This is a genomic window from Fundidesulfovibrio putealis DSM 16056 (genome assembly GCF_000429325.1).
Classification (GTDB): Bacteria; Desulfobacterota; Desulfovibrionia; order Desulfovibrionales; family Desulfovibrionaceae; genus Fundidesulfovibrio; species Fundidesulfovibrio putealis.
Window position 1 is genome coordinate 1 of record NZ_AUBQ01000005.1, and the last position, 11,978, is coordinate 11,978.

Below are 11,978 nucleotides of genomic sequence, written 5' to 3' on the forward strand. Positions count from 1 at the left end.
AGTAGCCCTGGCGGACTGGGCGGAACAACGTGGTGTGGTGTTGGAATTCATCCAGCCCGGCAAGCCAACGCAGAACTCGTACATCGAGAGATTCAACCGCACCTTCAGACACGAGGTGCTGGATTTCTACGTGTTCAGCAGGCTGAGCGAAGTCAGGGAGATCGTGGAGGACTGGGTGAAGCAGTACAATGAACAGAGGCCCCATGAGTCGCTCGGAGATCTCACGCCCTCCGAGTACCTCGTCTTCAACTCACCGGAGGTCTCAACTTTCGACTGGCACTAACCAGGGGAGGTTTACACGATTATGTTCTGGATGCTCCTGAATGACCGTGACGAAGACCGAGGGAAGTGAATTTCAGTGCCGACTTGTGCGGACTATTTGCTGGGATAAATAGTAATGAAATTCATGGCTGCGTTTCGTAAGGAAACATCGTGAAGTGTGCAAGAAGATATTGATTTGAATTTGGCGCGCAAAAATCAAGATTGATATCTATTACAAAATCAATTTCAAACAAAAAACTTTAAGCACACATCACGAAACCGCCGGATGCGGGAAAACCGCTTGTCCGGAAGTAACTGGGCGCTGGTGCCGGTGACGGACATCTTCGACCCCACACGAGCAGCTCTGGCAGGAGCGGAGTAAATCCAAACCTGTTGGGGCTGTTAGTCCTGTATATGAAGGAGATCGGCTGCATTTGCGGCTGGTCTCCTCTTTTTACGTCAACTTAATGCATTATTTCAGACATTTGAATGTCTTCAGGGTCCGGCATCAGCGTCCCGGGGAGACCTTGCCCCATATCTGCCCCCAGACCAATCTTAGGGGGGGTGCGAGGGGTTTCCCTTCCCCGTGACCTTGGGGGCGTCCTAGGGCAAATATGGACCAAAGACTGTTTTTACACAGAAAATCAACTGCTTATGCTGATGACTTTCTTCGTTTATTCGTTCTTTCGCGCGATTTTACGCAATAAATTGAACTTTCAGCGCGATAATAGAGAAATATCATCATTAGATTCAAATCTTCATAACATGGAGTGTAACATGGGCAAGAGAAAGAACACTGAAGACGGTGAAGGATCAACAGGGATTCCAGAGTCTCGTTACGATGCAAGAGCGCTTCGTCATCTCATAAACGCTGGAGACAGCGCGAGCGAGATCATGGAGAAGCTTTCCATCAAACACAAGCAGACTTTGCGTCAGCACGTTTTGAAGCTTATCAATGATGATAAGCAATTCTACGAAGTGCGTGGCTTGTACATGAAGACGTCATCGAGGCCGAAGGTCAAGAAGAATGGAGTCCTGTGCATCAACCTGAAGGGAGTTAAGTTCGATGGCCGAGAGGTTGTCGAAGGCGATGAGTTCGTGGTGAACATCGAAGATGATCACATCATGCTTCGGATGTCGTGATGATTTGAATAGTGACGGGGTACGTTTAATCACGTGCCCCTTTTCTTTTGCAAGTGATGTTTCGCGACTTTCATATTCATCATTTTCATAGAGAAATCATCATAACAGGAAAGTACGTTTTTACATAAAAACGTGCATTCAGAATTATTGAGGCTGCTAGTCCACGTATTTCAACGAGTTAACTGCCGAGCCCGTGTTGGGCAGGCAGGCGGAGCTGTTTTGAAAGTACGTTTTCGGTAGTTTTACCAATAGAAACATTCTTCGGAGGTCATGATGAAGGTCGAACCATTCATAGACTTGAAGGACGTGAAGAGCATCAGGAAGTTGCTCAAGGACAATCCGCGAGATCGGTTGCTCTTCATCATGGGAATCAATTCAGGGTTGCGAGTTCAAGACCTACTTGAACTCAAAGTCGCAGACGTCCTTGGCGTGAAGGTCGGAGACCGGATCACCGTGAAGGAGAAGAAGACCGGCAAGGAGAATGTCCTGATAATCAACAAGGAGATCATGGACGCTATCACCGGCTACGTGGCCGCAGTGGCTCCAGAGCCTGAACACTACCTGTTCAAGTCCCGCAAAGGGAAGAACTACCCGCTCACGACCTTTGCGGTCACCAAGGCTGTGAAGACCTGGGCGGCGGCGCTGAACCTCAAGGGCAACTTCGGCGCGCATACCCTTCGGAAGACGTGGTGCTATCACCAGCGCAAGACCTTCGGGGTGTCGTGGGAGGTCATCGCGAAGCGGTTGAACCATTCCAGTCCGGCCATTACCCGGCGCTACCTCGGAATCCAAGAGGAAGAAGTAGAGGAAATTCTGATGAATACCATCTAGTCCAAGGGCCGCGAGGCCCTTTTCTTTGCTGATCGCTTGACGAAGTGGGCGGCAAGAACTAGAAAGATATCACCTTCCGATTGGCCGACGTGGCCGCCAGATTACCCCCGCATTAGAAGCCATATTGTAAACCCTACTGGGGATTTATATGGTTTTTTCTTCGTTCCTGACGACGGCCCAGGCTGCCGCTTACCTCGGCTATGGCCTCCGCGCCTTTCGCGACCTCCACAAGAGGTATTTCATCCCGACCTATGGCCCTCGGCGTAACCGCTTTCGCCGGGAGGACCTGGACCTGTTCATGTCCAGCCCCGTGATTTTTCTGGACAAGCCGGTGACTATCCGGCGGGCCAGAAAGTTCATTTCTTAGAGAGGGGGTGTGGCATGGTGCGGTGCAAGGGACACAGCTGGTTCTGTCGGTGGCGCGAGAACGGAGTTCAGCGCCAGAAACACTTTGGCACGGGGCCAGAGGCGAAGATGAAGGCTGAGCTTTACGACGCCGAGATCAAACTCGCCAAGAAGCGCGGCCAGAGCGTTTCGGAGAACAAGCCCAGGACCGGTCTCTACTTCGACGAACTGGGGCAACTCTATGTAGAGCAGCTTCGTGCCTCCGGGCGGTCGACCGGGCACATTCGGAACATGGTCACGCTCCTGAACGGCATCTACGTTCCAGGCCTTCCGGATAAGCCCGTGGCCGAGTTCTCCTTCGAGGACGTCCTGTCCTTCGCGGGCCGCTTCGAAGGCAAGGCTCAGAGCACCAAGAACAGATATATGGACTACCTCAACGCCATTCTCAACTTCGGGGTGTCAGCCAAGTTGATCCCGGCGAACCCCATGTCTGGCTGGAAGAAGCCTCGGGAAGCGAAGCGGGATGTCCAGCTCACAGTTGAGGACCTTGGCCGGATCATCGCTGCCGCCGAACCCCATCTTGCCTTGGCTCTGGACGTGGCTTTCAACACCGGTGTCCGGACCGGCGAGAGCGAACTTCTGGCCCTGAAATGGAGCCAGGTCGACTTCGTCCAAGGGGAGATCAAGGTGTACGCACCCAAGACCAGGACCTGGAGGGTCATCCCTTTGAAGCCGGAGTTCCTGGAGCGGCTGAAGAACATGAAGGCCGAGGCCGCGACGGCCTTCGTGATCGAATTCAAGAGCCGTCCCGTGAAGTCCTTGCGGAGGTCCTTCAAGACCGCGTGTGACAAGGCCGGGATAGATTATCCCGTGCGATTCTATGATGTGCGTCACTTATACTGCACGACACTGTTGAACAACGGCGCGGATTTGGCTGCTGTTAGTAAACTTATGGGGCATTCCACGATCAAGATGACCGCCGATTCCTACTACCATTACAGCCGTATTGAGCAGGCTCGTGCAGTGGGCCTCCTCCCGAACATTTCCAGACGGTCCTAAGGAGGACGCCATGCTTAACTGGGAGTTTTACACCGGAAGTACTCGCGCAAAGAAGGCTGCTGAGCTTGTCATGACGATCAGCAAGGGTGGAATTATCTACCTTGGAAAGGGGCCTCTGGAGCAGTTCGGCATCTCACCGGGGTATATCATGATGGGCATCAGCAAGGAGGCGGGGACGATCGGGTTCAAGATGGTGGACAAGAGTGCTCCTGGCGCATTTGAACTCAAAGCTGTTATGTCTGATGGGGAGATGACTGCCTGTAACGCGTCGATATCGAGCTTCCTCAGGAGGCACGGCCTGAAGTTCTCCGCCGTCACCAAGTTCGCTCTCCACGAGGATCAGGCCAGCGGTGTTTACTACGCCTACCTTGACTCCGGGGTTGCTGCTTCGCGCAAGCAGAAGTCCACGGCCTCCGACGAGGTCAAGAAGGTTCTTGATGCCAGTGCGGCTAGCCCCGAGTCCGACAACGAAGGGGCCGAGGAAGTCGGCGCGTAGGACGCTTGGCAGGGTATCCGTAACCGGGGCCGGGGGGGAACCTCCGGCCCTTTCTTTTTCCGCTGGCTGGCACCGGAAGTTGTATTCATAAATACTATGTCATGGTTTTCTGGGTGTTTGGCCAAGTAGCCTCACATTGTTTGGGGGAAATTGTCTTGAGCCATTGCCATAATTGGGCGGCCTTGGTATTTGAATGACCAATCAGTCAAGGATGGGTTATGGCAGAGCACACTGTCGAGAACATCATTGAAGCAGCTACCGCCCTTTTCGCTCGGCGTGGGGCCGAGGGCGTCACTGTGCTTGATATCGCCAAGCGGTGTAATGTTGCGTCCGGCACGGTGATCTATCACTTTAAGTCCAAGGACAACTTGCTGTTCATGGTCTCACGCAACATATTCGTGAGGCTACACCGTGACGCCCAGCAAGCAATGCTTCAAACGTGTACTCCCCTCGAAGCCATTCATGCATTCATTGATGCGTTCTTCTCTTTGGCGGATCAGAACCGTGACTGCGTCGTTTTCCTCGCGAGATTCGATCCGTTCACCCGGCTCGACCTCGGCTGTTTTCCCAATACAGACCTGCTCATGCTCAAGGAACAGTATCTTGGATTGTTTGAGAACTGCGTGAAGACGGGAGTCGCCGAGCGGAGTTTCAATCCTGTGGATCCAAGCACACTTCGAATGTTGATATGGGCGACATTACAAGGACTCTGCCATAAGTATTGCCAGATTTCTTCGCTCCAGGATCTCTCCCAGGAGTTGAAGCGCATGATCACGTTTAGACTGACGGGTTCACTGGGTGGTGCGCAGTTCTGCCCCCCGAGTGCAGGAACACTTTAACCAAGGGTGTTGCGATGAAAAACTTGAAGCTTGGAATGAAGATCGGCCTTGGCTTTGGTATTCTCATCCTAATTGCAGCACTGCTTGGTGGCATGGCCATGGTGAACATGCTCTCCGTAGGTACTCAAGCAGAACGCCTGGCCCAGGAGATCGCCCCCGAGGTGGCCATCGCCAACGAGGTGGAGCGAAGCGCCCTGCACACCATGTACGCCATGCGGGGCTACGCCTACACCGGCGACGAAAGTTTCTACTCGCAGGCGAGCAAGGAATTGGCCGACGTGGAAAAGGCCCTGCAGCAGGCGAGGGATCTGTACCAGAAGCATCCGAGGCTCGTGAAGCTCAAGGACAACGTGGAGAAGGCCACCGCCGCCGTGGCCGAGTACAAGAAATTGGCCCAACAGACCCATGACCTGGAAAAGGCCATCGACGAGAACCGGAAGGCCATGGATTCCGGCGCCCAGGCCTTCATGAAGAATTCCTACGAGTACATTGAATCGCAAAACAAGGCCCTGCGCGATCTGCTTGTCCAGCCCAACGTCGAGTCCGCCAAGGTCAAGGACCGCACGGACAAGATCGAATGGATGAACGACATCATCGACGCGGGCAACGCCATCCGGCTGGCCAACTTCAGAGGCCAAACCCTGCGCGATATCAAGATCATCCAGGACGGAATGAAGAACTTCGAGACCGTCGCCGCCAGGGAGCAGGCCATCCGGCCCATCACTCGCCAGGAAGCCAACATACGGCAGCTCAATGAAATCCGCAAATCTGGCGACGCCTACCGGGAAGCCATGCAGTCATTCATCAAGAACTACCAGGCGATGGAGGAGACGGGGAAGAAGCGCGGTATAGCGGCCGAAGCGGTGCTCAAGGCCGCCGAGGAGACCTCGCAGTACGGCGTGAAGACCACCGAAGAGCTGACCGCCGAGGCGTCCCACAGCCTGTCTTCCTCATCCACGGTCATGGCCATCGGCCTTGTGGCGGCGCTGATCATCGGCGTGGTCGTAGCCATCTTCATCACCAAGGGCATCACCGGCCCGGTGATCAAGGGCGTCACCTTCGCGCAGCGCATGTCCGAGGGCGACATGACCCTGGACCTGGACGTGGACCAGAAGGACGAGATCGGCGTGCTGGCCGAGGCCCTTCGCGAGATGACCCGCCGCCTGAACGAGGTGATGGGCGAGGTGGTGGAAGGCGCCAACAACGTTGCCTCCGGGTCGCAGCAGCTCTCAGCCACCTCTGAGTCGCTCTCCCAGGGCGCCAGCGAGCAGGCCGCCAGCGTGGAGGAAGTCTCGTCCTCCATGGAGGAAATGGCCTCCAACATCCAGCAAAACGCCGATAACTCCGTGCAGACCGAGTCCATGGCCATGAAGGCCGCCAAGGATGCCGAAGAGGGCGGGCGCGCCGTCTCCCAGACCGTGGGGGCCATGAAGCAGATCGCGGAGAAGATCTCCATCATCGAGGAGATCGCCCGTCAGACCAACCTGCTGGCGCTGAACGCGGCCATCGAGGCTGCTCGCGCGGGCGAACACGGCAAGGGCTTCGCGGTGGTCGCAGCTGAGGTGCGCAAGCTGGCCGAGCGCTCTGGTCACGCGGCTGCGGAAATCTCGTCCTTGTCTTCCGAGTCAGTGGCCGTGGCAGAAAAGGCGGGCAGCATGCTCACAGCCATCGTGCCTGACATCAAGAAGACCGCCGAGTTGGTGCAGGAGATCGCAGCTGGTTCGCGGGAGCAAAATGCAGGAGCCGACCAGATTAACAAGGCCATCCAGCAACTCGACCAAGTCATCCAGCAGAACGCTTCCGCCTCGGAGGAAATGGCCTCCACCTCGGAAGAGCTCTCTAGCCAGGCCGAGCAGTTACTCTCCACAGTGAGCTTCTTCAGGCTCAAGGGCTCTCACGGAAGATCGCGACAAATGGCTCCCAAGGCCCTGCCACAGGGTGGCTCCTTCGCTTCTGCTCACTCTAATGCCAGACCTGCCCTCAAGAAGGCAGGAAAGACCGGTAAGGGAATTGCCCTGAACATGGGGACTGGGGATCATGAAGACGATTTCGAGAAATTCTAGCCCCGGGAGACGTCCATGAGCGAAAGCACAAACCAATACTTGACCTTCACGCTGGGCGATGAGGTGTTCGCCCTGGACATCGCCTCGGTCCGCGAGGTTCTGGAATACACCACCATAACCAAGGTTCCGCGCACCCCGGAGGCCATCCGGGGGGTCATAAACCTGCGAGGACGCGCCGTGCCCGTGGTGGACGTTCGCCTGAAGTTCGGTATGCCCGAAACCCAGCGCACGGTGAACACCTGCATCATCATCGTGGAAGTGAGCCTGGGCGGGGAAGAAACCGTGCTCGGAGCCCTGGCCGATTCGGTGAAGGAAGTCATGGACATCGAACCTAAGGACATCGAGCCCGCGCCCAGGATGGGGACCTCCATCCGCGCAGACTTCATTCAAGGGATCGGCAAACACGGGGATGACTTCATCATCCTTTTGGATATCGACAAGGTGTTCACTGAGGACGAGTTAAGCGTGGCCGAAGCAGTGGCAGAGGACTCCCAGGGCGCTGCCTGATGTGACTATGGGGCGGAGGACAGCGTGTTGCGTACCAATTCTTCCGACAGGCGCTCAAATGTTACTGTTTTTGCGTGTAACATTTCAGGGTACAACGCGGCTGATCATGTGGAAAGCGAATACTAAAGAAGGTGCAGCACAAGGCGTTCCGAAGCGTTAAGTTGGTAGGGCCGGGGGGAAACCTCCGGCCCGTTCAATTTGGTGGAATGAAGCGGATGACGTTGGACCGTCGACAGCTTTTGATACGTAAGCCGATCTTGGGCTGTCAAGAAAGTTCAAGCTCTCGTTAGGTTTCTGCTTCCAGTTTGTCTGTCCTCGAGAATTCACATCAGCCGCGTTTGCTTTTTGGTTGTCCTAGAAAGAGAGCTGCTTGAATGTATGTTGATTTTATATTATAATTATGCCTCGAAAAGATTGCATATATGCATCCTGATTCCGATTTGTGTTGTGTAGATTGCGTTTACAATTTCCATTTTTGTGTTTGCCAATGTCAAGGTGTTTTAAATCAATCTATTTTTTATCTGGGTGAAGTGTGATGTAAATGTTTCGTTTTCCGCATTCAGTCAAGGGAAATCTTATAATCGTCGTTCTCGCTGGAGTAATGCCAGTTATGGCGGTTGTGCTTGGCAACGGGTGGGAAAGGCGACAGCATGAACTGGAACACGCCAAGCAGACAACACTCCGGCTGGCAGAATATTACGCACATCTACACGAAATAGAAGTTGACAGGATCGAAGGCGTGTTGAGGACGCTTGCAAAAAATCAAGTTGTCCTCAATATGAACTCGACTCTCTGTAGCTCTCTTTTCAGGGACTATCTGGGTGCAAATCCGCATTACGTTAATTTCGCTCTAATGGATGGTCACGGCGACGCTGTGGCCTCAGCACTACATTTTACTAAGCAGAACCTGTCAGACCGCAAGGAATTTCAAGATGCCCTGAGGGACGGCTCATTTTCTGTAGGAAAATATTCCATCGGAAAGGTGAGCGGGGTGCAGGTCCTTCCCTTTGCTTACCCAGTCACAGGGGGCGGTGGTCAGGTGTCGGGGGTCCTTGTCGCTACGTTGCGATTGCAGGACATGGCGACGGCTTTCGAGCTGGCCCATCTCCCGACGGATTCTTATGTCGGTCTCGTGGATGCCCGTGGGCGCAGGCTCTATCGTTACCCAGCCCTCGATACCGCGCCTGTCGGCAGTCCGGTGGCTCAGGCAGTGTGGGACCGCATTCAGTCCGTGGATCGTGAACAGATTTTCACTGCGGCCGGGGGCGACGGAGTCAGGAGGGTTTATGCCGTCAGGCGGGTCGCCCTTGCCGGGGGAAAGCCCTACCTGAATATTGTCTTGACCATTCCCGAAGGCGTCATCTTGGCCCAGGCTGATGAGATTACCAGGAATTACCTGTGGTGGTTGGCCGCTTCACTCTTGTTCTCGATTGGCTTGGCGGTTCTGGTCGGGAAGTACGGCATCCTCTCCCGGGTCAATCTTTTGGTAAAGGTTGCCCGCAGGCTTGGGGCGGGTGAACTTTCTGCGCGCACGGGCATATCCACTGCTAAAGGATCATTGGGGCTCCTTGCCAGTGCAATGGACACTATGGCCCAGGCATTGGAGTGTGACCGTGCAGAGCTTGTGCACGCCAGGGCGGCAAGAGACAAGGAGATATTGCGGCATTCAGCCTTAATGGATCTAAGTGGTGACGGGATTGTGGTGATAGATACCGAACACCGCATCGTGGAGGCTAATAGGCGCTTCTGCGAAATGCTAGGCAGGAGCCTGGAAGAGGTCATAGGGCTGTACATCTGGGAATATGAGTCCATGATGAACGAGGCCGACATCAGAAGCAGTTTCATGTTTCCGGAGGAAGTATGCGCGGTTTTTGAGACGTGCCACCGCCGTAAGGACGGGACGATGCTGCCAGTTGAAGTGAACGCCGTGGGCAAGAGGATTTGGGGCGAATCCTTGATCATCTGCGTGGTCCGCGACATCAGTGAACGCAAGAAGAGCGAGGAGGCGCGTCGGCAATCCCTGAACATGATGCAGACCATTATGGATGCCATACCTGCAGACATATACGTCATGGACCCGGCATCATACGAGATCCTTTTCATGAACAAGGGGATGCAGCGGCGATTCCGGAGCGACCTGACCGGGACAGTCTGCTGGAGGGCGTTGCGAGGCAGAAGCTCACCTTGCCCAGACTGTACGCTCTCCAAACTTCTCGGCGAAGATGCCAAGCCGAACAGCATATGGGAAGAGTATGATACGGTAACCGGGCGAAGTTATGTGAACTGCGACACCTTGATAACCTGGACCGACAATCGGCGGGTCATGCTTCAGGTCGCCACGGAAGTGACCGAACTCAAAGAGGCTGAGCTTTTGATTCAGCGATCCCTGGAAGAGAAGACGGTCCTCCTGATGGAGATTCACCACAGGGTCAAGAATAATTTGCAGATCATATCCAGTCTCATCAGTCTCCAGGAGATGGGCGTCACTCACCCGGTCGCGTCGCGGGCCCTGAAGGATTGCCAGGGGCGAATCCTCTCCATGGCGCAAATTCATGAGCAGCTTTATCAATCGCAGGATTTTACGGGAATCAACATTGAGAGTTATGCCAGAACGCTGCTCACGAGGGTTTGCTCCTCTGTAGAAAGCGAGGTTCCGGTCGATGTCGTAGTGGATAGCGACGATATCAAGCTTTCCCTAGAACAAGCAATTCCGCTTGGTCTGATACTCAACGAACTCGCGACGAACGCAATGAAGCACGCCTTCAAAGGCAGATCGCATGGGCAAATGATCGTGAGTGCCAAGATCGATAATGGAATGGTCAAGGTGGTTGTGGAGGATGATGGGATCGGAATGCGGGGGGGAATGGCGTCCGACGCGTTTGGTTCCTTGGGGCTGCAAATCGTGTCTGCGCTTTCGAATCAACTTGGGGGCTCACTTTCATGTAAGTCCAACGACGGAACACGGTTTATGGTGGATTTTCCCTTGAAGCCGTGCCGAGCACTACAGGTTGACAAAAGCATGGCAATGATCGCTGTAGAATCCATGTAAATGCAGCTACATCCGAATGATGCACATTTTTTGGAAATGGTCCCAATGGTGTCCGAAGGTATAATGCTTGAGTAGCGCAATTTGAGTTGTTTGAGAGTGCACACTTATAGCGATGAAGGAGTTTTGCGATGAAAACCAAATGCGCAACTCATTATGCCCCTGGCAAGCGGTTGTCGATCCAAGAAGTCCAAAGCGAGTTCGCTAATCTCTCTGAGCACCTTTGTTCAAAGTATTTTGACTTTTTCCCACTCCCCTTGATGGTCGTAAATTCACATCGCCAAATTGTCTTTAGCAATCAGGCGTTTTTAAATGCTTTCGGGGTTGATACCCTCAGCAGCTTTCTTGCCAAGCGCCCTGGGGAAGCCATGGGCTGTGTTTATTCCGACAAAGAGGAGGGTGGCTGCGGGACATCAATGAATTGCCGAGAGTGTGGAGCGGTTCAGGCTATCATGGAGAGCATCCTTGGGAAGATGCAAACGGAACATGACTGCCAGCTTCTTTTGAAAATTGGCACCGACACAGCTGCAAGGGATTTGCGCGTTTTCGTCTCGCCGTGGAAAGCAGGGAGAGACACATATTACGTTGTCACCCTCATGGATATTGAGGATGAGAAACGCAGACGAATTCTTGAGCGGATATTTTTTCATGACATCCTCAACTCAGCAGGTGGAGCAAGTGGACTTATCGATATGCTTCTCGACGAAGTGCCTCAGGAGTCCAAAGAAGTTGTCGGTATTGTCAAGGCGTCACTGTTTGCGATGGTAGAGGAAATTCAAAAACAAAAGCAACTTCTGTCTATGGAGCGCAAAGAGTTCACAGTATCAAAGATGACGTTGCAAGGGTTGGAGGTCGTTAGGGCAATTGCTGCGGAGTTTCTCTCGCACCCCAAGGCGATAGGGAAAATAATAATTTTAGATGAGAAGGCTGTTAATGTTGCTGTGTATGCTGACTTTGCCCTTCTGCGAAGAGTGATCGTTAACATGCTTATGAACGCGCTTGAGGCGACTCGGGAAGGGGGGTGTGTTACGTTGGGCTTAAAAGAGGAGGATGAGAAAGCTGTTTTCTGGGTCAAGAACAGCACGGTTATGTCCGAATCGGTCAAGCTCCAAGTGTTCAAGAGATCGTTCTCAACTAAGGGGCAGGATCGAGGATTAGGGACGTATTCAATCAAGCTGCTCACAGAGAACTATCTCGGTGGAGAAGTGGGTTTCTCTTCAGATAATTCCGAAGGTACGACCTTCTGGGTCAAACTGGAGCAGTCAGAATCGATACCGGCACGAGTCTCTAATGCATTCTAGAAATGAGTGAAAGGCAAAAGGTCTGAATTTCTTGCGGGATGATTTCGTTCGAACGTGTCAAATCCGTGAGTATTAACTTTGAATGTA

The 11,978-nt window shown here is 53.7% G+C and carries 11 protein-coding genes; all 11 read left to right on the forward strand.

Annotation, left to right across the window (positions count from 1 at the left end; all coding sequences use genetic code 11):
• Positions 1-283, forward strand: a 283-nt coding sequence (locus G453_RS22515; RefSeq protein WP_043644647.1) for an integrase core domain-containing protein, incomplete at its 5' end; no start/stop codon positions are given.
• Between the two features lie 755 nt (positions 284-1,038).
• On the forward strand, positions 1,039-1,404 hold the full coding sequence (locus tag G453_RS0105415) for a hypothetical protein (RefSeq protein ID WP_027190227.1): 366 nt from the start codon (positions 1,039-1,041) through the stop codon (positions 1,402-1,404).
• Between the two features lie 273 nt (positions 1,405-1,677).
• Positions 1,678-2,235, forward strand: coding sequence for a tyrosine-type recombinase/integrase (locus G453_RS0105420; RefSeq protein WP_027190228.1), 558 nt, complete (start codon positions 1,678-1,680; stop codon positions 2,233-2,235).
• Positions 2,236-2,383: 148 nt separating this feature from the next.
• The gene (locus tag G453_RS0105425) at positions 2,384-2,602 is read left to right on the forward strand and encodes a helix-turn-helix domain-containing protein (protein ID WP_027190229.1); all 219 of its coding nucleotides are present in this window, start codon (positions 2,384-2,386) and stop codon (positions 2,600-2,602) included.
• 107 nt (positions 2,603-2,709) lie between these two features.
• Positions 2,710-3,639: a tyrosine-type recombinase/integrase gene (locus tag G453_RS22520; protein WP_169725290.1), complete on the forward strand. Its 930-nt coding sequence runs from the start codon at positions 2,710-2,712 to the stop codon at positions 3,637-3,639.
• A 10-nt stretch (positions 3,640-3,649) separates the two neighbouring features.
• A complete protein-coding gene (locus tag G453_RS0105435; RefSeq protein ID WP_027190230.1) occupies positions 3,650-4,135 on the forward strand; it encodes a hypothetical protein in 486 nt (161 codons plus the stop codon).
• A gap of 218 nt (positions 4,136-4,353) precedes the next feature.
• Complete coding sequence (locus G453_RS0105440) at positions 4,354-4,974, forward strand: TetR/AcrR family transcriptional regulator (RefSeq protein WP_027190231.1); 621 nt, start codon at positions 4,354-4,356, stop codon at positions 4,972-4,974.
• Between the two features lie 14 nt (positions 4,975-4,988).
• Positions 4,989-7,037, forward strand: coding sequence for a HAMP domain-containing methyl-accepting chemotaxis protein (locus tag G453_RS0105445; protein ID WP_027190232.1), 2,049 nt, complete (start codon positions 4,989-4,991; stop codon positions 7,035-7,037).
• Between the two features lie 15 nt (positions 7,038-7,052).
• The gene (locus tag G453_RS0105450) at positions 7,053-7,544 is read left to right on the forward strand and encodes a chemotaxis protein CheW (RefSeq protein ID WP_027190233.1); all 492 of its coding nucleotides are present in this window, start codon (positions 7,053-7,055) and stop codon (positions 7,542-7,544) included.
• Positions 7,545-8,154: 610 nt separating this feature from the next.
• Positions 8,155-10,593, forward strand: a complete 2,439-nt coding sequence (locus tag G453_RS0105455; RefSeq protein ID WP_027190234.1) for a sensor histidine kinase — start codon at positions 8,155-8,157, stop codon at positions 10,591-10,593.
• A gap of 128 nt (positions 10,594-10,721) precedes the next feature.
• The gene (locus tag G453_RS0105460; RefSeq protein ID WP_027190235.1) at positions 10,722-11,891 is read left to right on the forward strand and encodes a sensor histidine kinase; all 1,170 of its coding nucleotides are present in this window, start codon (positions 10,722-10,724) and stop codon (positions 11,889-11,891) included.
• The last annotated feature ends 87 nt before the right edge of the window (positions 11,892-11,978 follow it).